A 26,157-nucleotide genomic window follows, 5' to 3' on the forward strand; every position below is an offset into this window, starting at 1 on the left:
CCGGCCGCAGGCTGTCTCAGTCGCGCGGGTGCAGGTCCTGCGGGCGCACGAGGTACATGTCCGGCGAGGTCTGCGGGACCCCGTCCTTGCCGCCCTCGCCGCGACGGAGCTCCTCGCGGACGAGGTCTCCGCGGCCGACGGCGATGAGCGCGACGTCGTGCAGCGAGGCCGTGCCCGGCTTGAGGTAGTCGTTGTGTCCGACCGGCCGCCGGAACACGTCCCCGGCGTCCTCCGCGTCGGCGCCGCCGGCGAGGTCGAGGACAGTCGACCCGAACGTCGAGGACCCGGGGTCGGTGCCGAAGTACCCGGAGCCCGCGATCGGGTCGCTGTGCGCGTCACCGACGAACACCTGCCCGGCGCCGACGGACAGCTCCGACGAGGTCTGCACGTCGCTGCCCGGCGATCCGAGCACGGTGAGGGTGTCGGCGCTCATCCGTCCGGACGACAGCGCCATCAGGGCCGTCGTCGATCCGTACGAGTGCGCGACGATGTTGACCCGGGGCTGCTCGCCGTCCCGGAGCTGCCGGAGGCCGTCGACGGCCCGCTCGAGCCGTTCGGCCCCGGTCTTCGCGAGCCCGAGCGACAGGATGTTCGACAGGTCGGGCGTGCGGTAGCCCATCCACGCGACGACGGCGACCCCGCTCCCCGAACCCGGTGCCGCGACGCCGGCGAGGGTCGCCTGCTCGCTGTACAGGTCGTTCGCGGTGTTCGTGAAGTCGGTCATCTGCCCGGTGACGGTGAAGAACATGCCGGGGACGACGACCGTGACGTCGGCCGCGGTGGCGAGGTCGCCGATGGCGATCGCCGCCCGGCCGGAGCCGCGGGTGTCGAGCGTGATGAGGTTCCGTCGTGGCGCCCCGGGGTCGTGGACGAGCGACTGCTGGACCTGCCCGAGCATGGCGGTGCGGGCGGCGCCGATCGAGGGGTCGGCGAGGTCGGCGGCGAGCACGGACCGGTTCGCGCGGTCACGGACGTCGTACGGCACGCCCTCGAGGTTCCCGACGACGGACGGCGCCGCGGACTCGAGGAGTCGACGCTCGTCGACGCCGAGCCCGGCCCACCACGTGGTGACGTCGGCGGCCGACGGCGGGTCGTCCTGGGTGGTCGCGAGGACCCGACGGTCGGTCTCGGCGCGCGTGAGCGCCGATCGGTCGAGACGGGACAGGTCGACGAGGAACGTGCGGCCGTGGGCCACGGCGAGGTCCTCCGCCGTCATCTGTACCCCGGTCATGACCGGTCGTGCGGGCGACGTGTCGACGACGAGGGTCACGGACGACGTCGGTGCCGCGACGGAGTGGACCGCGGGCGCGACTGGGGCCTCGACCACTCCGAGCGAGTGCATCGAGGCGGTGAGCAGAGCCGCGGCGATGAGCAGCAATCGGGTCTCCCCCGGGAAGGCCGTCCCGTCGTCCCCCTGCAGACGACGGGTGATGCTCTCACGAGTGTAAGGAGAATGACCGCCCGATGGCGTGCGCGGTGCAACTTGACCCCTGAACTGGGTGCGGATCCGGGCGCGCCGCGGCGTGCGGACAGCCCCGCGTTGTGCTCCCGAGGACTGCTCAGTCGGCGGGAGTCGTCTCGGCAGCCGCCTCGGGAGCGTCGCCGAGCGCCGCCGGACCCTCGGTGACGAGCAGGCGGAACTGCTCGGCGTCGATGATCCGGAGCCCGAGTTGCTCGGCCTTCGTGAGCTTCGACCCGGCACCCGGGCCCGCGGCGACGAAGTCGGTCTTCTTGCTCACGCTGGAGGCGGCCTTGCCCCCGGCCGCGATGATCGCCTCTTGTGCGCCCTCGCGGCTGTACCCCTCGAGCGACCCCGTCGCCACGACGGTCACGCCGCTGAGCACACCACCGTCGGTCTCGGCGGCCCCGGGCCCCGGGTGACCCGGCGTGGTGAACTGGACGCCCGCCGCGGTCCACCGGTCGATGATCTCGCGGTGCCAGTCGACCTCGAACCAGTCGAGCAGGGCGTCGGCGATGATCCCACCGACACCGTCCACCGCCGCCAGGTCCTCGCGCGAGGCGGAGCGGATCGCGTCGAGCGACCCGAAGTGGTTCGCGAGTGCGCGCGCCGCGACGGGCCCGACGTGGCGGATGCTCAGGCCGACCAGGATCCGCCACAGGGGCTTCGTCTTCGCGGCGTCGATGTTCGCGAGCATCTCGAACGCGTTCTTCGACGGGTACCGGCTCGGCTCGCCGGTGTGGTCCGCGCCGCGGGCGTCCGGGTCGAACGGCGGGTCCGTCTTCTTCCGTGCCCGGCTGAACGGCGTCACGCGCTTCGGGGCGCCGTCGTCGGTCGTCTTCTCCATGCCGGTCTCGGAGTCGCGGACGACCACCTCGATCGGGACGATGTCCTCCATCGTCAGGTCGAACAGGCCGGCCTCGGTCACGAGCGGCGGCTGCTCCGGGTGCGACGGCTGGGTCAGCGCGGCGGCCGCCACCTCGCCGAGGCCCTCGATGTCGAGCGACCCGCGGGACGCGATGTGCTCCACGCGGCCGCGGACCTGCGCCGGGCAGCTCTTCGCGTTCGGGCAGCGGAGGTCGATGTCGCCCTCCTTCGCCGGGGCGAGTTCGGTGCCGCACTCCGGGCAGTGCGTCGGCATGACGAACTCGCGCTCGCTGCCGTCGCGGAGCTCCACCACCGGGCCGAGCACCTCGGGGATGACGTCGCCCGCCTTCCGCAGCACGACGGTGTCCCCGATCAGGACGCCCTTCGCCTTGACGACCTGCTGGTTGTGCAGGGTCGCCTGCCGCACGACGGAGCCGGCGACCTCGGCCGGGGCCATCACTGCGAACGGCGTCGCCCGACCGGTGCGTCCGACGCTGACGACGATGTCGACGAGCTTCGTGTGGACCTCTTCCGGCGGGTACTTGTAGGCGATCGCCCACCGCGGCGCCCGCGAGGTCGACCCGAGTTCCTCGTGCAGGGCGAGGTCGTCGACCTTGATGACGATGCCGTCGATCTGGTGCTCCACCGAGGCGCGGCGGTCGCCGTAGTCCTTCACGAAGCCGAGGACCTCGTCGATGCCGTCGAACACCCGGTAGTGCGAGCTGGTCGGCAGCCCCCACGACTGCAGGAGCTCGTAGACCTCGGACTGGGCGCGGACGTCGGTGTCCCGCTCGAGCTCGCGGACCGGCCAGGCGCCGATGCCGTGCACGAGCATGCGGAGTCGACGCAGCCGGTCGACCATGAGCGCACGCTTCGCCTCGGACTTGCCCTCTTCCTTCTGCCGGAGGGAGCCGGCGGCCGCGTTCCGCGGGTTCGCGAAGACCCGCTCCCCCGCGTCGCGCTGCCGGGCGTTCAGCTCGTCGAACTGCTCGACGGGGAAGAAGATCTCGCCCCGGACCTCGACGAGCGGCGGGTGGCCGCTGCCGGACAGGCGGTCCGGGATGGTGCCCATCGTGAGCACGTTGCCGGTGACGTCCTCGCCCACGACGCCGTCGCCGCGGGTGGCCGCCGAGACGAGGCGGCCGTCCTCGTAGCGGAGGTTGATCGCGAGCCCGTCGATCTTCAGCTCGGTGAGGAACCGGACGCGCTCGGCGCCGGCGTCGCGCTGGACCTTGACCGCCCAGTCGGTCAGTTCCTCGGGGCTGAACACGTTGTCGAGCGAGAGCATCCGCTCGGCGTGCTCGACCGGCGCGAACTGCACCGTCTGGACCTGCCCGCCGACGGTCTGCGTCGGGCTGTCCGCGGTGACGAGTTCCGGGAAGCGCTGTTCGATCGCGTCGAGGCGCCGGGCCAGCACGTCGTAGTCGGCGTCGGTGACGGTCGAACCGTTGTCGCCGAAGTAGTACGCGTTCCGCAGCTCGGTGATGCGAGCCCGCAGCCGGTCGACCTCGCGCTGCGCCTGGGCGGCGTCGAGCGCGGCGGGGTCGATGGTCTCGAACGTGGCGTCGGTCTCGCTCATGGGATCAGTTCTACAGGGCGCCACCGACCCTGTCGTCAGCGGTCGCACCGCCCGGGAGCGGCGCGAACCACCAGCCGGGTCACGCCGTCGCCGGCACCGCCGACACCGTGGAGTCGATCGTGCACTGCCCGAGGACGCGGGTACCGACGTAGACCACCGCGGTCTGGCCGGGCGCGACGCCGGAGAGCGGCTCGTCGACGTCGATCACGAGCACGCCGTCGGACACCCGCGCCGTCGCCGGCACCGGGTCGGCGTGCGCCCGGATCTGCACGTCGCAGGCGAAGGGCGTTTCGGGGTCGGCCGGAGCGGTGCCGGCCCAGGTGAACCGCGACCCCGACATCGAGGTGACGTCGAGCGCCTCCTTCGGGCCGACCACGACGGTGTTCTCCTTCGGCCGGATCTCGAGCACGAACCGCGGCTTGCCGTCCGGCGCGGGACGGCCGAGGGCGAGGCCCCGACGCTGTCCGACGGTGTACCCGGTGGCGCCCTGGTGGGCTCCGACGACCGTGCCGTCGCGCTCGACCACGTCACCCGGTGCCGTGCCGACCCGGTCGGCCAGCCAGCCCCGGGTGTCACCGTCGGGGATGAAGCAGATGTCGTACGAGTCCGGCTTCTGCGCGACCGTCAGCCCACGGGCGGCGGCCTCGGCACGGACCTCGTCCTTCGAGGGCGTGGCACCGAGCGGGAACATCGCGTGCTGGAGCTGCTCGGCCGTCAGGACGCCGAGCACGTAGGACTGGTCCTTCGCCCACGCAGCCGAACGGTGCAGCTCGCGCGCGCCGTCCGCCCCGGTGACGATCGACGCGTAGTGGCCGGTGCAGACGGCGTCGAACCCGAGGGCGAGCGCCTTCTCGAGCAGCGCCGCGAACTTGATCCGCTCGTTGCACCGCATGCAGGGGTTCGGCGTCCGGCCGGCCTGGTACTCGGCCACGAAGTCGTCGACGACGTCCTCCTTGAACCGCGCTGAGAAGTCCCACACGTAGTAGGGGATGCCGAGGGCCGAGGCCGCGCGCTGGGCGTCCATCGAGTCCTCGATGGTGCAGCACCCGCGACTGCCGGTGCGGAGCGTGCCCGGCATCCGGCTCAGGGCGAGGTGCACGCCGACCACGTCGTGTCCGGCGTCGACGGCCCGTGCGGCGGCGACCGCCGAGTCGACACCACCGCTCATCGCTGCAAGAACTCGCATTCCTCCAGGGTAAGCGCATCGCGCGTGGGCACCAGGCGTAGCGTTGCCGGAGCGATGACCTCCGACACCCCCGCCTTCGACTTCCGGGCGGTCCTGCTGTCCGGGTTCCTGCCGGCCGCCCTCTTCGCGATCGGCGAGGGGGCGATCATCCCGATCATCCCGATCGCCGCGTCCTCGCTCGGGGCGAGCCTGGCGTTCGCCGGCTTCGTCGCAGCGCTCATCCTCGTCGGCGAGCTCATCGGCGACGTGCCGTCCGGGGTCGTCGTCGCGCGGATCGGCGAACGGAACGCGATGATCGGCGCGGCGGCGGTCTCCGTCGTCGGCCTGCTCGTCTGCACCGTCGCACCGAACGCCTGGGTGCTCGCGCTCGGGGTGTTCCTCGTCGGTGTGTCGACCGCCGTCTTCGCCCTCGCCCGGCACGCGTACATGACCACCGCGATCCCGCTGCACATCCGGGCTCGTGCGCTGTCCAGCCTCGGCGGGGTGTTCCGCTTCGGCTACTTCGTCGGCCCGTTCATCGCCGCCGGCGTGGTCCACCTGACCGGCACCACGCAGAGCGCGTTCTGGATCCACATCGTCTGCTGCCTGGCGGCGGCCGTGGTGCTCCTCGTCCTGCGCGACCCCGCGACGGGCGCACGGGGCTTCCGGAGGCCGCCCCGCGCCTCCAGGCCCGCGACCGGCCACGGGACGGACGCGAGCGCCGTCACCGAGCCCCCGGCCGACACCGGCGCGCAGTTCGTCCAGCAGGAGGCCCACGGCCTCTTCCGCACCATCCGCGCGAACGGCGCCGTCCTGCTGCGCCTCGGCAGCGGCGCCGGACTCATCGGCGCGCTCCGCGCCGGACGGCAGGTCATCCTGCCGCTGTGGGCGGTCAGCGTCGGCCTCGACGACGCGACCGCGGCACTGATCATCGGCATCGCCGGCGCCGTCGACTTCGCGCTCTTCTACACGAGCGGCCAGATCATGGACCGCTGGGGGCGCCTGGCCAGCGCCCTGCCCTGCATGCTCGGCCTGAGCGTCAGCTACTTCCTGCTCGCGTGGTCCGGCCACCTCGACGCGCGGGTCGGCTGGTTCGTCGCGATCGCCATCGGCATGTCCCTCGCGAACGGTGTCGGCTCCGGCATCCTCATGACGCTCGGTGCCGACCTCGCACCCCGCGGGAACCCGGCTCCGTTCCTCGGCGCGTGGCGGTTCACCGGCGACTTCGGGCAGGCGGCTGCGCCGCTCCTCATCTCCGGGGTCACCGCCGTCGCGTCGATCGCGGTGGCGAGCGGGGTGATGGGGGTGCTCGGCCTGGTCGGTGCCGGCATCCTGCTGCGGTACGTCCCGCGGTACCTCCCCCGCCGGTTGCGCTGACGGTCGTCCGCACGGCCGGTCCGGGCCTGCCTGGAGGCGCGGATCGCGGCCGCCCCGCGGCCTGCGCTCGGTAGACTGCCGCTGCTCGCGGGAGTGGTGGAATCGGTAGACACGCAGGATTTAGGTTCCTGTGCCCCAGGCGTGAGGGTTCGAGTCCCTCCTTCCGCACCGGCCGATGCGTGCTCGCGCATCTCATACCACCGAGGGACGTCGCCGTCACCCGCGGACGGTACCCTCGTCGTGCGGGTGACCCTCCCGTCACCGCATCTGCACGACCGGAAGAGACATGCACTCCGTCGCACTCGCCCTGATCCCCTGGCTGGATCCGCAGTACATCCTCGACCACTTCGGGGCCGTCGCGGTACTCGTCGTCTGTGCGATCGTGTTCGCCGAGACGGGCCTGCTCATCGGGTTCATCTTCCCCGGCGACAGCCTGCTCGTCATCACCGGCCTGTTCGCGTTCGACCGCGGCGGCGAGATCGGCGGCATCCCGATCTGGGTCGCGGCGCTGATGATCGGCGCGGCGGCGTTCCTCGGCGGCGAGCTCGGCTACTACATCGGGAAGAAGGCCGGCCCCGCGATCTTCGAACGCAAGGAGAGCGGGCTGTTCTCCAAGGCGAACGTCGACCGGACCAACGCCTTCTTCCACCGGTTCGGTCCCCTCGCGGTGATCCTCGCCCGGTTCGTCCCGGTGGTGCGGACCTTTCTGCCGATCGCCGCCGGCGTCGGGCGGATGGACTACAAGAAGTACTCGCTCTACAACGCCATCGGCGCGGTGGTGTGGGGTGTCGGGGTGACGTTCCTCGGGTACTTCATCGGGCACATCCCCTTCGTGGCGCACATCGTCCGCGAGTACATCGACATCATCCTGCTCGCGGCGGTCGTCGTGACCGTCGTCCCGATGGGGATCACGTACTTCCGGAACGCCCGCAAGGCCAAGCACGACGAGCAGGAGCGGACCGCGACGGAGTAGTCCGCGGGGCGCGCTGCGCTCCGCCCTGCCGGGGCCCGCGCGCTGTCGATCCCGCACGCCGTCGGGCCCGCGCTCCGCACAACCAAAGTCGGCCCGAGCCACGCGATGACGTGGTTCGGGCCGACTTTCGTTGTGCCGCGCGCTGTGGCGGGCGTGAGGGCCCGCGCTCGTCAGACGCCGAAGTGCTCCCGCACGATCGGCGCGATGCCACGGAACGCCTTCGCCCGGTGGCTCAGCGCGTTCTTCTCCTCGCGCGTCAGCTCCGCCGAGGACCGGTCCGCATCGTCGGCCTTGAAGACCGGGTCGTACCCGTGTCCGCCGGTGCCGGTCGGCTCGGTGAGGACCTCGCCGTTCCAGACCGCCTCGACCACGTGTTCCTCGCCCTCGGGCGTCACGAACGCCGCCGCGCAGACGAACGCGGCCGTGCGCTCGAGCACACCCTCGAGGTTCTGCAGCAGGAGCGCGATGTTGTCCGCGTCCGACCGGGTGCCGGCGTACCGGGCGGAGTGGATGCCGGGCGCACCGCCGAGGACGTCGACCGCGATGCCCGAGTCGTCGGCGAGCGCCGGCAGCCCGGTGTGGGCCACCGCCGCCCGCGCCTTGATGAGCGCGTTCGCGGCGTAGGTGTCGCCGTCCTCGACCGGCTCCGGGCCGTCGTACCCGACGAGCTCGACGCCCTCGATCGCGGCGCCGAGGATCTCCCGCAGCTCGACGACCTTGCCCTGGTTGTGGGTGGCCAGGACGACCGTGCTCTCGGTCACGAGGACAGCCCCAGGACCTCGCGCTGGATGGCCGCGAGGGACTGGTTGCCGGCCAGGCCGAGGTCGAGCAGGACGTTGAGCTCGTCACGGTCGAACGGCGCGTGCTCCGCGGTGCCCTGCACCTCGATGAACTTGCCGGAGCCGGTCGTGACGATGTTCATGTCGGTGTCGGCCGCCGAGTCCTCGGTGTACGCCAGGTCGAGCATCGGCTCGCCCTTGACGATGCCGACCGAGATCGCCTGCACGCTGTCGGTGATCGGCGTCGCCTTCTTCGCGATGAAGCCCTTGTCGCGGCCCCACTCGATCGCGTCGACCATCGCCACGTAGGCGCCGGTGATCGACGCCGTGCGGGTCCCGCCGTCGGCCTGGAGCACGTCGCAGTCGATGACGAGGGTGTTCTCGCCGAGGCTCTTCATGTCGATCACGGCTCGGAGCGAGCGGCCGATCAGCCGGGAGATCTCGTGCGTGCGACCGCCGACCTTGCCCTTGATCGACTCGCGCTGCATGCGCTCGTTCGTCGAGCGGGGCAGCATCGAGTACTCGGCGGTGACCCAGCCGGTGCCCTTGCCTGCGAGCCAGCGCGGGACGCCGTTCGTGAAGGACGCGGTGCAGAGCACCTTGGTGTTGCCGAACGAGATGAGTGCGCTGCCCTCGGCCTGCGCGCTCCACCCCCGCTCGATCGTGACGGGACGGTGGTCGGTCGTGGTGCGGCCGTCGATGCGGAGCGAGTCGCTCATGGGGTCCTTTCGATGCGGGGCAACGCGATGGCCCCGGTCTGGAGGTGGCCGACGCTGGAGACCTCGGGTCCGAGGAAGCGCCGGGCGAGTCGGATGAAACCGTTCTTGTCGTCGCCGGTCGCCTCGAACGAGTACGTCGGCGGTTCGGGGGCGGTGCGTTCGAGCCCGTGCTCGACGAGTCGCCGGTACACGTCGTTCGCGGTCTCCTCGGCACTGGAGACGAGCGTGACGTCCGGCCCCATCACGTACTGGATGGCGGCCGACATCAGCGGGTAGTGGGTGCAGCCGAGCACGAGCGTGTCGACGTCGGCGGCGCGGACCGGCGCGAGGTACCCCTCGGCGACCTCGCGCAGCGCCGGCGAGGAGGTGTCCCCGGCCTCGACGAACTCGACGAAGCGCGGGCAGGCCGCGAGGGTCAGGGTGACGTCGGACGCAACCGCGAAGGCGTCCTCGTAGGACCGTGACGCGATCGTGCCGACGGTGCCAATGACGCCGATGCGTCCGGTTCGGGTCTGCTTCACCGCGGCGCGGGCAGCGGGCTGGATCACCTCGACGACGGGGATGCCGTACGCCTGCTCGTAGCGCTCGCGGGCGTCCCGGAGCACGGCGGAGCTCGCCGTGTTGCACGCGATCACGAGGGCCTTCACACCCTGTTCGACGAGGTCGTCCATCACCTCGAGCGCGTAGCGGCGCACATCCGCGATCGGCTTCGGGCCGTAGGGCGAGTGCAGGGTGTCCCCGACGTAGCGGATGCTCTCGCGCGGCAGCTGGTCGATGATCGCGCGGGCCACCGTGAGCCCGCCGACCCCGCTGTCGAAGACTCCGATCGGTGCATCCGTCACGGTGACCAGCGTACCGACGCTCCCCGACCGCCCTCGCACCGACCGGAACGTGAGCCGGACGGTCGAGGCGATCCGCGCCTCCCGGCGGTCTGCTGGGTAGTGTCGGGGAGGTGACCAGCGCGCTCCTGACCGACCAGTACGAACTCACCATGGTCGACGCGGCCCTGAAGGACGGCACCGCTGACCGGCGCTGCGTGTTCGAGGTCTTCGCCCGGCGCTTGCCGGACGGCCGCCGCTACGGCGTCGTCGCGGGCCTCGGCCGGTTCCTCACCGCGCTCACCGACTTCCGCTTCGGCGACGAGGAGATCGGCTTCCTGCGCGAGCGCGGGGTCATCGACTCGGGGACGGCCGCGTACCTCGCCGACTACCGGTTCACCGGCAGCATCCGCGCCTACCGCGAGGGCGAGGTCTTCTTCCCGAACTCCCCCGTCCTGCAGATCGAGGGCACCTTCGCCGAGGCCGTCGTGCTCGAGACGCTCGCGCTGAGCATCTTCAACGCCGACTCCGCGATCGCCTCCGCCGCCGCGCGCATGGTCTCCGCGGCGGACGGGCGCCCCCTCGCCGAGATGGGGTCCCGCCGCACCGGCGAGTGGAACGCCGTCGCCGCTGCGCGTGCCGCGTACATCGCCGGGTTCGGCGCGACGAGCAACCTCGAGGCCGGACGCACGTGGGGCATCCCGACGATGGGCACCGCGGCGCACGCGTTCACGCTGCTGCACGACTCCGAGGAGCAGGCGTTCCGGTCCCAGCTCGACGCGCTCGGGAACGGCACCACGCTGCTCGTCGACACCTACGACATCGAGGCCGCGGTCGACACGGCCGTCCGGCTTACTTCCGGCCGACTGGGTGCCGTCCGCATCGACAGCGGGGACCTGCCGTCCGTCGTCGCCTCGGTCCGGGCGCAGCTCGACCGGCTCGGGGCGACGGGCACGAAGATCACCGTGACGAACGACCTCGACGAGTACACGATCGCCGCGCTGCGTGCTGCGCCGGTCGACTCGTACGGCGTCGGGACCTCGGTCGTGTCCGGCTCGGGCCACCCCGCGGCGGGGATGGTGTTCAAGCTCGTCGCGCACCGGTCGTCCGGCGGCGGCTCCGGTTCCGGCGACGGCTCCGGTGGCGGTTCCGGCGGCGGCGGCGAGTGGGTGTCGGTCGCGAAGAAGTCCGCCGACAAGGCGTCGCTCGGCGGTCGGAAGGAGGCCGGGCGTCGACTGCGGAACGGCATCGCCACCGCTGAGGTCGTCCTGACTAAGGGTCAGGTCGGGCCGGACGAACGCCCCCTGCTCGTTCCCGTCGTCACGGACGGCGTGGTCGACCCGGCGTTCCTCGGCGCGCACGGGGTCGAGGCAGCGCGGGCGCACCACAAGCTCGCGAAGGCCGAGCTGCCGGCAGACGCGGCGCGGATCGGACGCGGGGACCCTGCGATCCCCACGCTGATCATCTGAGGCGCGGGGGCTACTCGGCCTTCATCTTCTCGTAGATGGCCTTGCAGTCCGGGCAGACCGGGAACTTCTCCGGGTCGCGGCCCGGGATCCACTTCTTGCCGCAGAGGGCCTTCACGGGCTTGCCGCTGAGGGCCGACTGCAGGATCTTGTCCTTCTTCACGTAGTGCGAGAACCGCTCGTGGTCTCCGGGCTCGATCGCTTCCTCTTCGAGGAGCTTCTCGAGCTCACGGTCCATCACGTCGAGGCCGCCGCCGCCGGGTTCCATCGTGCTCATCCCCCAAGGGTACGACGCCGTCAGGTCACGCGGCAGCCCCGGGCGTCCCGCCGCCGCCCGGTGCGCTCCGCTGCCGTGGGGGTCGCTGCCGGGGCGCCGCTGCCCTCGTGCCATTGCCGGTGCGCGAGCGGGCGGAACACCACGGTGCTCCGGCCGACGCACGCATCGGTTCCGCCCGCTCGCCGGATCTCTGCCCACCCTCGGGCCGGCCCCGAGACGAGCGGGCGATATGCCAGGCGGCTCGCGCGACCCACCCCGCGGTTCCGCCCGCTCGACGGCGCAGCCTCGGACCGCCGGCGCCGCCGTCGGGCCGACCCGAGACGAGCGGGCGATATGCCGGGCGGCCCGCGCGACCCACCTCGCGGTTCCGCCCGCTCGTGTTCGCTGCGGTCGCGATCGCCGGCCGCGTGCGCCCTGCCCAGCACCAGCGGGCGGGAGATCGGGGTCGCCCGCAGGGTCCACCACGCCTCTTCGCCCGTTCGCCTCCTGGCCCCGAGCGGCGCGGACGCGCGACCGTCCACGCCGGACGAACGGGCGAACGGGCGAAAGACCCGGGCACTCGGAGACCGCACCGCGGCATTTCGCCCGCTCGGCCGCGGGCACACACGTACACGAACCCACGCACCCAAGCACCCAAGCACCCAAGCACCGCACCCACGCACGCCCACGCACGAGCCGCCCGAACACACACGCAGAGCGCCCCGCACGCAAGCGGCCCACGCACGCACGCAAAGCGGCCCACGCACGCACGCAAAGCGGCCCACGCACGCCCGCGCGCAAGCGGCCCGCGCACGCACGCACCCGCACCCCGGACCCGCGTGGCGGCACCGCCACGCGCCTCCAGGCCGTCAGCAGGCGCGTCGGGACGCGACCCGCGTCAGTTGCGCTGCGCCGCCGCCAGCAGGTCCGGCCCGTGCCGGTCGAAGAGCCGACCGCCCACGACGACGCCCGCAGCCAGCACCACGACGCCCACCACGACCCCGACGACGAGCGTCAGCACGGCCCACGGCGACGGCCCGTCGACGAACGCGAGCACGGCGAGCCAGGCAGCCGGCACGGAGCAGACGACGATTCCGACGACCATCGTCGACTGCGCGACGGTCGCGACCACGCCCGCGGCCTGCGGCTGCTGGAACGGGTGGTCTCCCGGACGGACGGTCGGGTAGGGCAGCGCCACGGAGACGACGCTCGACAGGCCGAGGCCCGCCAGGAGCGCGCTCACGCTCACGCCGATGAGCACGGGGAACCCGGTCCAGTCGCCGAACAGCCAGGCGGAGGCCCAGGCTCCCGCGACGATCGCGGGGAGGCCCACGGCGAGGACGGGGACGAGCCGCCCGAGGCGGTCGCTCCAGCCGGGCGCACCCGAGGCGACGTGCAGCCAGACGGCGGTGTTGTCGTACGAGACGTCGTTGTGCGGCAGGAACCCGGCGATGAGGGCCATCAGCGGCAGGGGCACGAGCGCCGTCCAGTGCCACGGGACGCCGGCGACCCCGAGCGGGATCACCACGACGGGCACGAACACGATGATGAGGTACGACATGCGGTAGCGCGGGTCGCGGCCCCAGTAGGTGAGGGCGCGCGCGGCGACGGCGGCGACGGGCGTCGACCCGAGCCGGGCGAACCAGCCGAGACCACGGTACCGGCGCGTCCGTGCGCGACCGTCGACGGTCTCGAGCGCGCGTCCGACGACGGCCCACCAGGCCCATCCGAGGAGTGCCACGACGACGAGTGCGACGAGGAGCTTGACGAGGCCCTCGCCGACCCGGCCGCTGGCGACGTCGGCGGGGACGGCCCACGCGGCGCCCCACGGGGTCCATCCGGCGACGTCGGCGATGCGCTGCATCTCACCCGAGGCGGGTGCGAGCCACTCGGCACGGAGCAGCAGGGACACGGTCGGGATCCCGAGCACCACGATCACGAGCGCGACGAGCCATCCCGCGTCGCGCGATCGGTGCGCGCCGATCAGGGTGGACCCGACGACGCTGCCGACACGGATGAGCAGGGCGCACGTCGCGATGGCGAGCAGCCCGCCGATGACCCCGAGCACACCCGCTCCGGCACCGCGCATCCAGGTGACCGACTGTGCGACGGCGACGATGGCGACCGCCACCACGGGGACACCGATCAGCCCGGCGACGCCGAGTCCGACGGCGAGGTCGCGGCGGCCGATGCCGAAGACCGTGAAGCGTCGCGGGTCGAACTGGTCGCTCCGGCCGACGACGAGGGGGACGATCGTGAACGCGAAGGCGATGAGGGTCCCCACGGGGACGACGACCGAGCGTGCGACCTCGGGCGAGGCGTCGCGCAGCGCGACGACCTCGGTCGCGACGAACACCGCGGCGACGAGGCCGGCGAGGCTGCCGAGCACGACGAGGACGGACCGGCGGGCGCTGCCGCGGACCTCCCCCGCGAGCAGGTCGGCCCTCAGCCGGAGAAGCTGTGCAACCATTCCATGCTCTCTGCCACGACGCGGCCGCCGGCGAGTTCGACGAACTTGTCCTCGAGGCTCTTGCGCCCGCGGACCTGCGCCATCGTGCCGGACGCCAGCACGCGACCGCCGACGATGATCGCGACGGAGTCGCAGGTACGCTGCACGAGCTCCATGGAGTGGCTGGAGAGCACCACCGTCCCACCGCCGCGCGTGTAGCGGCGGAGGATCTCGGTGATGGTCGCGGCACTGACGGGGTCGACCGACTCGAACGGTTCGTCGAGCACGAGCACCCGGGGTGAGTGGATGAGCGTCGCCGCGAGGGCGATCTTCTTCGCCATGCCGACCGAGTAGTCGGCGACCTGACGGCCGAGGGCCTCGCCGAGACCGAACGCCTCGGCGAGGTCGGCGCTGCGCTTCCGTGCGGTCGCGCCGTCGAGACCGCGGAGCGTCGCCGAGTAGTAGAGGAGCTGTGCGCCGGTGAGGCGGTCGAACAGCCGGAGCCGGTCCGGCAGCACGCCGAGGTCGCGCTTCGCCGCCGTCGGGTCGGCCCAGACGTCGTGGTCGAGCACCGTCACGCTGCCGGCGTCCGGCCGGAGGAGCCCGGTGACGATCGACAGGGTCGTGGTCTTGCCGGCACCGTTCGGGCCGACGACGCCGAAGATCGACCCCTGGCGGATCTCGAGGTCCACCTCGTCGACGGCGAGGGTCTGGCCGTACCGCTTCACGAGGCCGCTCGCGCGCAGCACCACCGGCTGCTGCGGCTGCTTGGCAGTGGTCGCGGGGCGCTTCGTGGACGCCGGGCGCTTCTTCGCCTTCGGGGCGGCGGTGTCCGCGGCGGTGTCCGCGGCGGACTCGCCGACGGTCCGGCTGCTGCTCGCGTCGTCCGCCGGGCTCACGTCGGGCACGTCCTGCGCGTCCGGGCCTGGAGGCACGGTGCCGGTCGTCCCCGCGGCCTGCGTCGGGCGCGTGGCGCGTCCCTTGCCGCTGCGGGGCTTCGCGGGTCGGCGACCGGAAACGGACGCCGCGGCCGCGGGCGCGGCGCGCCCTGCCGGCGTCGTCTCGACCTCGTCGGCCGGCGTCTCGGCACTCGCCGGGTCGTCGCTGCCCGTCGTGTCGTACCCGGCCGTCGTTTCCCCGGCCGTCGTGTCCCCGGCCGTCGTGTCGGCCTCGTCCGTCGCGTGGTCGGTGACCGTCGTGTCGTCGGTCATCGCGTCCTCAGCGGAGGCGTCCAGCGCATCCCCGTCCCCCATGTCGTCATCAGCGGCTTCCCGCGCCGCGGTGGCGTCATCCTCGGTCAGCCAGGCAGCGTCGGACGTGGCGTACACGTCGTCGTCGTCTGCTCCGGCTGCCACGGCCCCACCGTACCAACGCTGCGCGGACGTCGGGGAACGGGCGGTCACAGTGTCACGAATTGAGCACGAAGCGCTCGGAGACGTACCCCGGTGGAGGGACGTTCCGTATCATTCACCGAGACACGACGGAGTGTTCACCACTTGGAAACCTGCCGCGGCCGGTGTTCTCGTGCGCATCCCACCCTGCGAATGGACGCAGGGTCGGCGGGCTCACGGGCAACTCGGACCTTCCGCGGGCAGACTCGACGAGGCCCGCCCGTGCCCAGGGCGCGCGGGCGGACACCGGAAGGGACCACCATGACCACGCAGATCGTGATCCTCGCAGCGGGGATGGGCAGCCGCCTCGGGCGCAGCCTGCCGAAGCCGCTGACAGAACTCAGCGACGGCCGCACCATCATGCAGCAGCAGTTCGACAACATCCGCGCGGCCTTCGGGTCGAGCGCGCGTGTGACGATCGTCGTCGGCTACAAGTCGGAGTACATCGTCGAGGCGTTCCCCGAGGCGAACTTCGTCTACAACGAGTCCTACGACTCGACGAACACCTCGAAGAGCCTCCTCCGTGCGCTCAAGGCCACGGGCAAGGGCGGCGTCCTCTGGATGAACGGCGACGTGGTCTTCGACCCGCGTGCGCTCGTCCGGGCCGCCGACATGATCGACGAGGACCGCTCGTTCGTCAGCGTCAACACCGAGAAGGTGTCCGACGAAGAGGTCAAGTACACGGTCGACGCCGAGGGCTTCATCCACAAGCTGTCGAAGCAGGTCGTCGGCGGTCTGGGCGAGGCCGTGGGCATCAACTACGTCTCCGCGCAGGACAAGCAGGCGCTCATCCGCCAGCTCGGCCGCGTCGACGACCAGGAGTACTTCGAGGGCGGCATCGAGGCAGCCATCGGCGAGGACGGGCTACGCTGGACGCCGGTCGACATCTCCGACCTGTACGCCGTCGAGATCGACTTCGCCGAGGACCTCGAGCGCGCGAACAACCTGTTCGCCTGAACCGCCGTCAGGACCCCCTCGGCGGTTCCGCCCGAAGGGATACCGTGACCACAGCGAGCGCGCCGACCGTGCCCGCGGCTGCCGCACCTGCGGCGACCCGGAGCGCCGGTCGGCGCTATCGTCATGCCCTCTGGCTGCTGACCGTCCGTGACCTCCGGGTCCGCTACTCGACGTCGGCGCTCGGGTACTTCTGGTCGATCCTCGACCCGCTCGTCATGTCGGGGATCTACTGGTTCGTCTTCACCCAGGTGTTCCACCGCGGCAAGGTCGGCGAAGAGCCGTACATCGTGTTCCTGTTGTCCGCGCTCCTGCCGTGGATGTGGTTCACCGGCGCCGTCTCGGACTCGACCCGCGCGTTCATCAAGGAGACCAAGCTCATCCGGTCGACGACGATCCCGCGGAGCATCTGGGTCGCACGGGTGAACGCGTCCAAGGGCATCGAGTTCCTGCTCAGCCTGCCGGTGCTCGCCGTCTTCGCCGTCGCGACCGGCGCCCACGTGCACTGGGAACTCGCGCTGTACCCGCTGGCGATCGTGCTGCAGTGTGCGCTCGTCTACGGCCTCGGGCTGATCGTCGCCCCGCTCGTCGTCTTCTTCCGTGACCTCGAACGCGCGGTGAAGCTCGTGCTCCGCTTCCTGTTCTACGCCTCGCCGATCATCTACAGCACGCAGGCGCTGCCCGATCGGCTGCACGACCTCGCGGCGTTCAACCCCCTGAGCGGCATCTTCGGCATCTACCGGTCGGCGTTCTTCCCCTCGCAGCTGGACTGGTTCGAGGTGGCGGTGTCGGTCGTCGTCACCGTCGTCGTCGTCGTGATCGGCCTGGTCGTGTTCCGCCGCAGCGAGCACCGGGTCCTCAAGGAGCTGTGATGACCGCCACCGAACAGACCGGCCGGACCGCGACCGTCGCCCCCGTGATCTCGGTGCGCGACGCCGGCATCCGGTTCAAGCGGAACCGTCGTGCGAGCCGCAGCTTCAAGGACCTCTTCGCGGGCAGTAACCGCCGGAAGCGTGCCGACGAGTTCTGGGCGCTCCGGCACGTGTCCTTCGACGTCCGCCCGGGCGAGGCGATCGGCGTGGTCGGCCGCAACGGTCAGGGCAAGTCGACGCTGCTCAAGCTCGTCGCGCAGGTGATGCTTCCGGACGAGGGCCGGGTGCACGTGGGCGCCGGGGTCGCGCCGCTCATCGAGATCACCGGTGGCTTCGTCGGGGACCTGTCGGTGCGGGACAACGTGTACCTCACCGCCGGGCTGCACGGCATGTCGCGCGCGGAGATCCGGGACGCCTTCGACGAGATCATCGCGTTCGCCGAGATCGGCGACTTCGTGGACACGCCCTACAAGCACCTGTCGAGCGGCATGAAGGTGCGCATCGCGTTCGCCGTCATCTCGCGGCTCGACGAACCCGTGATCCTGGTGGACGAGGTCCTCGCGGTGGGCGACAAGGCGTTCCGCGAGAAGTGCTACAAGCGCATCGAGGAACTCCTCGCCGGCGGCCGGACGCTGTTCTTCGTCTCGCACAGCGACAAGGACCTCCGCCGCTTCTGCGAGCGGGGGCTCTACCTCGACAAGGGGCAGCTGCAGCTCGACGGGCCGATCGAGGAAGCCCTGGCGCGGTACTCGGCCGACTACGGCGTCTGACGAGCCCACTCCCCCACAACCGGGCCTCCTGCAGCCACCCTCCACAGCCGTCGGCGCCGCGTGCCGGACCAGGGCCCGGACGTCGGACCCTCCCCCTACGGTGACGGCATGCACCACCCGACACCGGCCTACGCAGTCCCGTTCACGATCGACCGTTCCCTCGCCCCACGCCGCTACGACCTGGTGAACATCGGCGACGAACCCGTCGACGGTCTCACCCTCACCCACCTCGGCAACGGCTACTGCCCGCCGCTCGCCGTCCGTCGACTCGAGCCCGGTCGCGGGCTCTCGATCGCGGTGTTCGGCGCCGACCCGGCGGACACCGGCGTCGTCGTCGTCCGTTGGCGTCGACCGGACCGCTCGGAGTACCTGTGGCGGATGTCGCTCGTGGGTGACGGCCGTGCGGCGTAGGGCGGTGCGGGGCTCAGGCCTCCCCGCGTGCCGTGGCGACCTCGTCCCATCGACGGAGCAGCAGTTCGACGGCGTCGTGGAAGCGTGCGGTCGCGGCACCGGGCGTGGTGTCGCCGAAGTACCGGCGCACCCAGTGCTGCAGCTTCGCGAGCTCCGCGGCGTCGTTCGCGGCAGCGTCGACCCGGGCGACCACGTCGGACGCGTCGGACGCCCGCAGCCAGTTCGCGTCGCCGAGGTACCCGCGCTCGTCGACGTCCGCCTCGCGGGCGACGGGCCGCGTCACGACGAGCGGCTTGCCCACCGCCAGCCGGTCGTAGATCATCGCGCTGATGTCCGTGATGGCGACGTCCGCGTCGGCGAGCTGCCACCCGAGTTCGGGCCCGTCGTCGTACACGTGGTGCGCACTCGGGTCGGCGGCGTTCGCCCGGGCGATGGCGGCGACGATGCGCTCGTGCGCGGCCTTGTACGCCGCGTCGCGGACACCGCTGCGGGGGTGCGGCCGGTACACGAGCCGGTGCTGCGGCGACGCGAGCACGCGGTCGGCGATCGTCGTGCCGTGGCTCGCGATCGAGCCGTAGGCAGCGGCCGGACGGTCCCCCTCCCACGTCGGCGCGTAGAGCACCACGGTGCGGTCGTCGGACGGGTAGGGCACGGCGCCGGCGAAGTGGTCCGCCTGGGGGCGACCGATGGCGAGTGCCCGCGTGTCCAGGTCGTAGTCCCACAGCGCGTCGGCGAGCCGGTCACGAGCGGCGTCACCGGCGATCAGGGCGTAGTCGTACGCCTTGAACTGGTTCGTCGTCATGTACATCTTGTCGCTCTCGCCGTGGTTGACGAAGACGTGCCACATGCGCCCGTACCGCATCATCTGGAAGTTGCGGGCGTTCTGGTTGACGTACAGCACCACCTTCGGCGCCTGTTCGTCGACGAACCGCTCGAGGTCCACGACCTGGCGCGCGTAGACCGCGGGCACCGGGGACTCCTCGAGCAGCTTCAGCATCGTGCCGGGGCTCCGCGAGACGATCGCCACCGGGTGCGTCGCGGCGAGTTCGGCGAGCGGTGCGTACCACTGCCGGACCTGGTACATGTTCACCGGGCCGTCGGCGAAGTACACCGCGATCTCGATCGTGCCCGGCGCGGGGACCGGCGCGGACGGCAGCTTCCGCGCGAGGTCCCGGCGGCTGCGGCGCGACCGGAACAGGCGTTCGGCGAGCCGGACGGCGGTGCGCGCGTCGCTGATGATCGGCATGGTCCTGCTTCCGGTGTCGGCGGTCGGTGGGTGGTGGTCGGGTCAGATGACGGGCGGGCGACCGGCGAGCGTCATCCGGCCGATGGTGAGCCAGCCCATGACGTGCACGGGCCCGCAGTCGGTGGTCCAGCCCTCGCGGACGCCGCCGAACCACGTGGCCAGACGCCTCGGGTGCCGCCACCAGCGTGCCACCTGGATCGCCGCCCACGAACCGACGTACAGCGGGCGCAGGACGGCGGGCAGGTTGCGCCGTGCGAGCCAGACGCGGTTGCGGGCGTTCAGGCGGTAGTACTCCCGGTGGCGGGCGGGGTCGATGGCGGGGTGGTTCGCGACGAGGTCCCCGGCGTACCAGGTGCGGCGGCCGGCGTCCCAGACCCGCCACGCGAGCTCGATGCCCTCGTGCGCGTAGAAGTACTCGGCTCCCCAGCCGCCGGTCGCTCGGTAGACGTCCATCGGCAGGACGACCGCGCCCTCCCAGACGGAGAACACCGACGACGAGTGGTCGGCGTCGCCCTTCCGGATGCGCGGGATCCATCGGGTCGGGTTCGCCACCCCGGTGGGGTCGACGACGCGCGGCTGGACCAGTCCGAGCGACGGGTCGCGTTCGAACAGGCCGATCGCGTCGCGCAGGAAGGTCTCCGACGGCACCGAGGCGTCGTCGTCGAGGAAGAACACGTAGTCGCCGTCGACGACCTCGGCGCCGGCGTTGCGTCCCGCGGGGATCCCGACGTTCTCGGGCAGTGCGAGCGCGCGGACGCCGTCCGGCAGCCCGGTCGGCTCCCAGCCGTTGCCGACGCACACCACGTCGAGTTCGACGTCCTGCTGGGCGAGGACGCTCTCCAGCCCGCGGCGCAGGTCGTCCGGCCGGGTGCCCTGTGACAGGCTCACGACGGCCACCCGGGGTCGTTCGCGGTGCGGGATCGCGTGCCGTCGGACCGTTCCGGCACTCATCCCCGGACCCGCCTCGACGAGATGATCGCGACGAAGTGCCCGAACGTCGCCAGGACGGCGAGGGGCAGCAGCGCACCGACCAGGATCCGGTCGGCCAGCGGGTGCCCGATGACGAGCGCGAGCAGGGCGAAGACGAACGTCAGGATCGTCAGCTCGACCGAGTGGTACAGACGGTGGAAGGGCAGGAACCGGGCGGCGCGGCGCAGGGTGGCCAGGCGGCGGCCGGAGGGGACGGTGCCGGCGTCGCGGCGGTCGACGAGCTTGTCGAGGCCGGCGTTGGCGCGGGCGACGTGCACCATGTCGTTGAGCGCCTTGTTGAGCACGATCACCAGGCCCAGCGCGCAGCCGATCGTCGTCCACATCCAGTCGGCGCCGTGGATCGGCCACGTGGCCGCGCGGACGCCGAGCGCGATCGGGATGAGCCCCTCGGTCGTGTAGTGCCCGACCTTGTCGAGGAACACTCCGGCGGGCGAGCGGGTCCCCCGCCAGCGGGCGACCTCGCCGTCGCTGCAGTCGACGAGCATCTGCAGCTGGCCGAGCACGAGCGCGAGCAGCGCACCCCAGATGCCCGGGATGAGCAGTGCCGCGGCGACGCTCCAGCCGACCAGGATCATCAGGCCGGTCACCTGGTTCGCGGTCACCCGCGTCTTGAGGAGCATCCAGGTCAGGTACGGCGAGACGTCGCGCAGGTAGAGCGATGCGGTCCAGTGCTCGGCGTTGGCCCGCGAGCGGACCTCGTCCGGCTGGGTGATCCTGCGCTGTTCGGCGATCGAGGTCGGGCGGGTGTCGCCGCGACCGGTGGTGTCATCGGTCAAGAGGTCAGTTCACCGTCCCGTGTGGGTGGTCAGGTCGGACGTCCGGGTCAGGAAGCCGATGATGAAGCCGAGGCCCCAGCCGACGTGGATGCAGGGCAGCACCACGAGCAGCCAGAGGAGCGTCGGCAGCCCCGAGCGCCGGGCGACCGCGACGGCCCCCAGGACGACGAAGACGAGGTAGACGGCCGGCACCACGAAGCCGAGCAGCGCCCAGGCCGCACCGGTCCCGAGGGCGGCGCCGACGATGCCGACGACGCCGGCGAGGATGCCGAGCGCCATCGCCGCGACCATGGCGGGCGGGACGAAGTAGCGCAGGCCGTTGTTGGCGGGGAACCGGCGGGCGAGTTCGCCGCGCCACAGGCCGGTGGCGACGAACTGCCGGACGAGCCGCTTCAGGCTCGGCCGCGGCCGGTAGGTGACGACGAGCTCGGGCGTGAACCACACCGTGCCGCCGGTCTGGCGCAGCCGTCGGTTGAGTTCCCAGTCCTGACCGCGCTTGATGCCCTCGTCGAACAGGCCGACCGCGAACAGGCGGTCGCGGCGGAACACGCCCAGGTAGGCGGTCTCGGCGGGGCCGGCCTGGCCACCGACGTGGTGCGGGGTGCCGCCCAGTCCGACGCGGCTGCCGTACGCCAGCGCGACGGCCCGCTCGAACGGGGTGCGCCCCTCGGCGCGCATGATCCCCCCGACGTTGTCCGCGCCGGACTCCTGCAGCACGCGCACCGCGATCCGCGTGTAGTCCGCGGGCAGCACCGAGTGCGCGTCGACCCGCACCACGATCGGGTGCACCGACGCCCGGATCGCCACGTTGAGGCCCGCGGGCGTCGACCCGACCGGGTTGTCGATCGCCCGGATCCGGGGGTCGGCGGCGCTCATCTCGGCCACGAGCTCGTTCGTGCCGTCGATCGACGGACCGAGCGCGAGGATGACCTCGAACGGCCCGGCGTAGTCCTGGTCGAGCAGACTCTGGACGGCTGCCCGGACCTCGGAGACCTCGTTGAGGACGGGCATCACGTACGAGACGCCCGGCATGGGCTGTCCGTCTGTCTGCATGCGTACCTCGGGGTCCTGGCTGGGGTGCACGGGACGCACCGCGGACGGTGCCGCCCCGCAGAGCGACCCTGAGCCTATCAAGACCGCCACCCGCCCACGACGCGGGCGGCGGGTGACAGAGCGACGCGCGCGGCGGCCGACCGAGCGACGCGACCAGCGACCCGAGACCCAGCACACGGACGGACGGGAGGCGCGGTGCCAGCTGGCACCGCGCCTCCCGTCCGTCGTTCGGTCGCTCCGACCGCGTCAGCCCTTGTAGGTGCCGAGCGTCACGTCCGTCTCGCGGGTCTCCCCGCCGCGGATGTACGTGATCGTCGTCTTCGCACCGCCGGCGAAGTAGCGGACCTGGGCCGTCAGGTCGGTGGCGTCGGAGACCGTCGCCGAACCGATCTTCGTGACCACGTCGCCTGCCTTGAGGCCGGCCTTCGCCGCGGCGCCGCCGGACGACACGGACTTGATGAGCCCGCCCATCTGGGTGGCCTTGGCGTCCTCCGCTGCGTCGCCCACGGTCGCTCCGAGGAGGCCGTGCGTCGCAGAACCGTCGTCCTTGATCTCGTTCGCGACCCGCTTGACCAGGTTCGACGGGATCGAGAAGCCGACGCCGATGCTGCCGGACTGGCTCGTCGAGTCGGACGAGCTGCTCGCGCTGGCGATGGCGACGTTGATGCCGATGAGCTTGCCCTTGGAGTCGAGCAGCGCACCACCCGAGTTGCCGGGGTTGATCGACGCGTCGGTCTGGATGACCGGCAGGGACACCGTGCTGTTCGACGAGGAGTTGCTGCCGTTGTCGCCGTTGCCCCAGAAGTCGAACGGGCCGCCGCTGCCGTTGCCGCCCTCGTTCGAGTCGCCGCCCTGGCTGGGGGCGCTCGAGGTGACCTGGATGCTGCGGCTGAGGGTCGAGACGATGCCGTCGGTGACGGTGTTCGACAGGCCGAGCGGCGCACCGATCGCGACCGCCGTGTCACCGACGTTGAGGTCGGACGAGTCGGCGAAGGTGATCGGCTTCATGTCGCTCGCGTCGATCTTGATCACCGCGAGGTCGACCGTCGGGTCCGTGCCGACGAGCTTCGCCGGGTAGATCTTGCCGTCCGAGGTCGTGACCGTGATCGTGCCGTTCGAGCTGTCACCGTCGAGGGTCACCACGTGGGTGTTCGTGACGATGTAGCCGTCCTTGCTGAACACGACGCCCGAGCCGGTGCCGGCCTCGTTGCTCGACGAGACGTTGATCGTCACGACGGACGGGGTCGCCTGCGCAGCCACGGCGGTGACCACGGTGGCGTTGTTGTAGTCGTTGACCGTCAGGTTGCCGCCGCCCTGCGAGGACGAGGACCCGACGACCGTGCCGCCGCCGTTCGAGGACCCGGCGAGCCATCCGGCGCCGCCGCCGACGAGGCCGGCGACGACGAGGCCGGCGATGATCGGCAGGACGAGCTTGCCGCGGCCGTTCTTCGTGCGGGTCGTGGTCTCGGTGCCCGCCGCTCCGGCTGCTGCGCCGAAGTAGTGGCCGTTGCGCTGGTTCGAGCCGTCGACGTCGCCGAACGCGCTCGTGGCGGAGGCCGGGGCCTGCGCGGAGGCGTTGGCGTACTCCGACGCCGACGCGGGGGCGGAGGTCGGCTGGGCGTACTCGCCGTAGCGGGGCTGCTGGCCGTACTGGCCGGCCTGGCCGTACTGGCCCGCCTGCTGCTGGCCGGTCTGGTCGTACTGCCCGGTCTGGTCGTTCTGACCGCCCTGGCCGTACTGCTGCTGGCCGTACTGACCGGCCTGGCCGTACTGGTGCTGGCCGTACTGACCGCTCTGGCCCTGGCCGTACTGCTGGTGGCCTGCCTGCTGCTGGCCGTACTGGCCACCCTGGCCGTACTGGCCGTACTGGCTCGTCGACTGGTCGCCGTACTGGCTCGTCGGCTGCTGGCTCGTCGGCTGCTGGCTGTTCTGCGCGTGCGCGCCGCCGTAGGGGCTCGTGTGCTGCCCGTAGCCACCCGGCTGCTGCTCGGACTGGCCCTGGCCGTACTGGCTCGACTGACCGTACTGCGAGGTCTGGCCGTACTCGCTCTGCCCGGACTGGCCCTGGCTGGAGCCGTACGGGCTCTGCCCCTCGCTGGCCCCGTACTGGCCCTGGCCCTGCGCCTGCCCGGCGTCGCCCTGGCCGCCCGTGCCCGACACCGTCGGGTACGGCGCCGTGTAGCGGTCCGTGGGGTGGTCGGTCGACGCCGCGATGACGTCGGTCTCGTTCGCGGGAGCGGGATCGATCACATCGGTGTGGTCCGCTCGTGCGTCGCTCGTCGGAGCGTCGTCCGTGTGCTGGGAATCGTTCGGCGAGGCGTCCTCGGCAGCGGCCTGTGCGGCCGAGTCGTCCGGACGGAAGTCGTCGCCCTGCCCGTTGGGCGTGGTGTTCGTCATGCTGGACGTGCTCCTTTCAAGCTCGTGCAGTCTGTCGGACGCACCTGAGCGGTGCTCCTGACGACGCTGCGAGCGACCTATGGCGATCTTATGCGTGGCCTGTGCACGGTTCCCGGGCGGAGCCGAGCCGGCCGCTAGGTTGGACGTCACGTCGCCGTCGACCCCCGGAGGGAACCACATGCGTCAGGCAGGACCCTGGTTGCGAGCAGCCGAGGGAGCGATGCTCCTCGGGGCGGACGGTGTCCCGGCGCCGACGGTCTTCGCCGAGATGAGCGCCCTCGCCGCGGCGACCGGCTCGATCAACCTCGGGCAGGGCTTCCCGGACGAGGACGGCCCCGTCGAGGTCCTCGACGCCGCGGTCGAGGCGATCCGCCAGGGCGTCAACCAGTACCCGCCGGGTCGCGGGACCCCGGACCTCCGCGCGGCGATCAGCGAGCACCAGGCGCACTGGTACGGATTGCAGGTCGACCCGGACCGCGAGGTGCTCGTCACCGCCGGCGCGACGGAGGCCCTCGCTGCCACGCTCCTCGCCCTCGTCGAGCCGGGCGACGAAGTGATCACCTTCGAGCCCTTCTACGACGCGTACGGCGCGCTGATCCGGCTCGCGGGGGCCACCCACGTCACGGTGCCCCTGACCGCGCCGGACTTCCTGCCGGACGAGGACACCCTCCGCGCCGCGTTCACCGACCGGACGCGCGCGGTCCTCGTGAACACGCCGCACAACCCCACCGGCCGGGCCCTCCCCACCGAGGTGCTCGCGACGATCGTCGAACTCGCCGAGCGCCACGACGCCGTCATCGTCACCGACGAGGTCTACGAGCACCTGACCTTCGACGTGCCCCACGTCCCGATCGCCACCCTGCCCGGAGCTGCCGAGCGCACCGTGACCGTCTCGAGCGCTGGGAAGACCTTCAGCACCACGGGCTGGAAGATCGGCTGGCTCACGGCTCCCCCGGCCCTGGTGGACGCCGTCACGACCGTGAAGCAGTACCTCACGTTCGTGAACGGCGCCCCCTTCCAGCCGGCGGTCGCCACCGGCCTGCGGCTGCCCGACGCGGTGTTCACCGGGATCGCCGCGGAGCTCTCGGCGAAGCACGACCTGCTCGCAGCCGGCCTCCGCGCCGCCGGCTTCGACGTGATGCGACCGGACGGCGGCTACTTCGTCCTCGCCGACGCCGCACCCCTCGGGTACGGCGACGCTCGCGAGCTCTGCCTGCGCCTCCCCGAGCTCGCCGGGGTCGTCGGCGTGCCGGTCTCCGCGTTCGTGCGCCCGGACCACGCCGCCGGCTACCGCTCGCTGGTCCGGTTCGCGTTCTGCAAGCGACGCAGCGTGCTCGAGGACGCCGTCGCCCGCCTCGCGGGTCTCGCCGACCGCACCTGACGGCCTGGA

The 26,157-nt window shown here is 71.9% G+C and carries 22 protein-coding genes and 1 tRNA gene; 9 read left to right on the top strand and 14 right to left on the bottom strand.

The features are described from left to right. Positions 1-16: 16 nt before the first annotated feature. The 3 genes from EDF64_RS00895 to mnmA form a co-directional block, all read right to left on the bottom strand. The gene (locus tag EDF64_RS00895) at positions 17-1,378 is read right to left on the bottom strand and encodes an alpha/beta hydrolase (RefSeq protein ID WP_133518227.1); all 1,362 of its coding nucleotides are present in this window, start codon (positions 1,376-1,378) and stop codon (positions 17-19) included. A 181-nt stretch (positions 1,379-1,559) separates the two neighbouring features. Next, on the bottom strand, positions 1,560-3,905 hold the full coding sequence (gene ligA / locus EDF64_RS00900) for an NAD-dependent DNA ligase LigA (protein WP_133518228.1): 2,346 nt from the start codon (positions 3,903-3,905) through the stop codon (positions 1,560-1,562). Positions 3,906-3,984: 79 nt separating this feature from the next. Then, a complete protein-coding gene (mnmA, locus tag EDF64_RS00905) occupies positions 3,985-5,091 on the bottom strand; it encodes a tRNA 2-thiouridine(34) synthase MnmA (protein WP_133518229.1) in 1,107 nt (368 codons plus the stop codon). A gap of 54 nt (positions 5,092-5,145) precedes the next feature. Between mnmA and EDF64_RS00910 the strand changes: the two genes are divergently transcribed. From EDF64_RS00910 to EDF64_RS00920, 3 genes are all read left to right on the top strand, one after another. Further along, positions 5,146-6,447: an MFS transporter gene (locus EDF64_RS00910; protein ID WP_133518230.1), complete on the top strand. Its 1,302-nt coding sequence runs from the start codon at positions 5,146-5,148 to the stop codon at positions 6,445-6,447. An 87-nt stretch (positions 6,448-6,534) separates the two neighbouring features. Then, positions 6,535-6,615, top strand: a tRNA-Leu gene (locus EDF64_RS00915). A gap of 118 nt (positions 6,616-6,733) precedes the next feature. Further along, positions 6,734-7,420 carry a DedA family protein gene (locus EDF64_RS00920; protein WP_133518231.1) on the top strand — a complete coding sequence of 229 codons (687 nt, stop codon included), beginning with the start codon at positions 6,734-6,736 and terminating at the stop codon, positions 7,418-7,420. Positions 7,421-7,590: 170 nt separating this feature from the next. Here the strand turns inward: EDF64_RS00920 and rdgB are convergent, their stop codons facing one another. The 3 genes from rdgB to murI are packed head-to-tail and all read right to left on the bottom strand — an operon-like array spanning position 7,591 to position 9,760. Continuing rightward, positions 7,591-8,181, bottom strand: coding sequence for an RdgB/HAM1 family non-canonical purine NTP pyrophosphatase (gene rdgB / locus EDF64_RS00925; RefSeq protein ID WP_133518232.1), 591 nt, complete (start codon positions 8,179-8,181; stop codon positions 7,591-7,593). Continuing rightward, positions 8,178-8,918, bottom strand: coding sequence for a ribonuclease PH (gene rph / locus EDF64_RS00930; protein WP_133518233.1), 741 nt, complete (start codon positions 8,916-8,918; stop codon positions 8,178-8,180). The genes rdgB and rph overlap by 4 nt, the downstream gene beginning before the upstream one ends. Next, a complete protein-coding gene (gene murI, locus EDF64_RS00935; protein WP_133518234.1) occupies positions 8,915-9,760 on the bottom strand; it encodes a glutamate racemase in 846 nt (281 codons plus the stop codon). The genes rph and murI overlap by 4 nt, the downstream gene beginning before the upstream one ends. 110 nt (positions 9,761-9,870) lie before the next feature. On the opposite strand from murI, the gene EDF64_RS00940 reads away from it, so the two are divergent. Then, positions 9,871-11,205, top strand: a complete 1,335-nt coding sequence (locus EDF64_RS00940) for a nicotinate phosphoribosyltransferase (protein WP_133518235.1) — start codon at positions 9,871-9,873, stop codon at positions 11,203-11,205. Positions 11,206-11,215: 10 nt separating this feature from the next. Here EDF64_RS00940 and EDF64_RS00945 read toward each other — a convergent pair whose 3' ends face one another. From EDF64_RS00945 to EDF64_RS00955, 3 genes are all read right to left on the bottom strand, one after another. After that, positions 11,216-11,479 carry a DUF3039 domain-containing protein gene (locus EDF64_RS00945; protein WP_071290874.1) on the bottom strand — a complete coding sequence of 88 codons (264 nt, stop codon included), beginning with the start codon at positions 11,477-11,479 and terminating at the stop codon, positions 11,216-11,218. 877 nt (positions 11,480-12,356) lie between these two features. After that, entirely contained in the window at positions 12,357-13,928 is a 1,572-nt protein-coding gene (locus EDF64_RS00950) for an ABC transporter permease (RefSeq protein WP_133518236.1), read from the bottom strand. Next, positions 13,904-15,262: an ABC transporter ATP-binding protein gene (locus EDF64_RS00955; RefSeq protein ID WP_347813172.1), complete on the bottom strand. Its 1,359-nt coding sequence runs from the start codon at positions 15,260-15,262 to the stop codon at positions 13,904-13,906. The genes EDF64_RS00950 and EDF64_RS00955 overlap by 25 nt, the downstream gene beginning before the upstream one ends. Positions 15,263-15,559: 297 nt before the next feature. On the opposite strand from EDF64_RS00955, the gene EDF64_RS00960 reads away from it, so the two are divergent. From EDF64_RS00960 to EDF64_RS00975, 4 genes are all read left to right on the top strand, one after another. Next, a complete protein-coding gene (locus EDF64_RS00960) occupies positions 15,560-16,255 on the top strand; it encodes an NTP transferase domain-containing protein (protein ID WP_133518237.1) in 696 nt (231 codons plus the stop codon). 44 nt (positions 16,256-16,299) lie between these two features. Beyond that, complete coding sequence (locus EDF64_RS00965; RefSeq protein WP_133518238.1) at positions 16,300-17,124, top strand: ABC transporter permease; 825 nt, start codon at positions 16,300-16,302, stop codon at positions 17,122-17,124. Next, positions 17,124-17,894 (top strand): ABC transporter ATP-binding protein, encoded by a 771-nt coding sequence (locus EDF64_RS00970; RefSeq protein WP_133518239.1) that lies wholly within the window; start codon positions 17,124-17,126, stop codon positions 17,892-17,894. The genes EDF64_RS00965 and EDF64_RS00970 overlap by 1 nt, the downstream gene beginning before the upstream one ends. 108 nt (positions 17,895-18,002) lie before the next feature. Then, positions 18,003-18,305, top strand: coding sequence for a hypothetical protein (locus EDF64_RS00975; protein ID WP_133518240.1), 303 nt, complete (start codon positions 18,003-18,005; stop codon positions 18,303-18,305). 13 nt (positions 18,306-18,318) lie between these two features. Here the strand turns inward: EDF64_RS00975 and EDF64_RS00980 are convergent, their stop codons facing one another. The 5 genes from EDF64_RS00980 to EDF64_RS18580 all read right to left on the bottom strand — a co-directional run bounded on the left by EDF64_RS00980 (position 18,319) and on the right by EDF64_RS18580 (position 24,767). Then, complete coding sequence (locus EDF64_RS00980; RefSeq protein ID WP_133518241.1) at positions 18,319-19,551, bottom strand: CDP-glycerol glycerophosphotransferase family protein; 1,233 nt, start codon at positions 19,549-19,551, stop codon at positions 18,319-18,321. Positions 19,552-19,593: 42 nt separating this feature from the next. Further along, positions 19,594-20,502 carry a glycosyltransferase family 2 protein gene (locus EDF64_RS00985; RefSeq protein WP_133518242.1) on the bottom strand — a complete coding sequence of 303 codons (909 nt, stop codon included), beginning with the start codon at positions 20,500-20,502 and terminating at the stop codon, positions 19,594-19,596. Next, positions 20,499-21,317, bottom strand: coding sequence for a CDP-alcohol phosphatidyltransferase family protein (locus EDF64_RS00990; protein ID WP_133518243.1), 819 nt, complete (start codon positions 21,315-21,317; stop codon positions 20,499-20,501). The genes EDF64_RS00985 and EDF64_RS00990 overlap by 4 nt, the downstream gene beginning before the upstream one ends. 9 nt (positions 21,318-21,326) lie before the next feature. After that, positions 21,327-22,370, bottom strand: a complete 1,044-nt coding sequence (locus tag EDF64_RS00995; RefSeq protein WP_133518244.1) for a glycosyltransferase family 2 protein — start codon at positions 22,368-22,370, stop codon at positions 21,327-21,329. A gap of 246 nt (positions 22,371-22,616) precedes the next feature. Further along, on the bottom strand, positions 22,617-24,767 hold the full coding sequence (locus EDF64_RS18580; protein ID WP_133518245.1) for a S1C family serine protease: 2,151 nt from the start codon (positions 24,765-24,767) through the stop codon (positions 22,617-22,619). 178 nt (positions 24,768-24,945) lie between these two features. Between EDF64_RS18580 and EDF64_RS01005 the strand changes: the two genes are divergently transcribed. Then, positions 24,946-26,148 (top strand): aminotransferase class I/II-fold pyridoxal phosphate-dependent enzyme, encoded by a 1,203-nt coding sequence (locus EDF64_RS01005; protein ID WP_133518246.1) that lies wholly within the window; start codon positions 24,946-24,948, stop codon positions 26,146-26,148. The last annotated feature ends 9 nt before the right edge of the window (positions 26,149-26,157 follow it).

The sequence above is a fragment of the Curtobacterium flaccumfaciens genome, from assembly GCF_004361695.1.
In the GTDB taxonomy this organism is placed as follows: Bacteria; Actinomycetota; Actinomycetes; order Actinomycetales; family Microbacteriaceae; genus Curtobacterium; species Curtobacterium flaccumfaciens_B.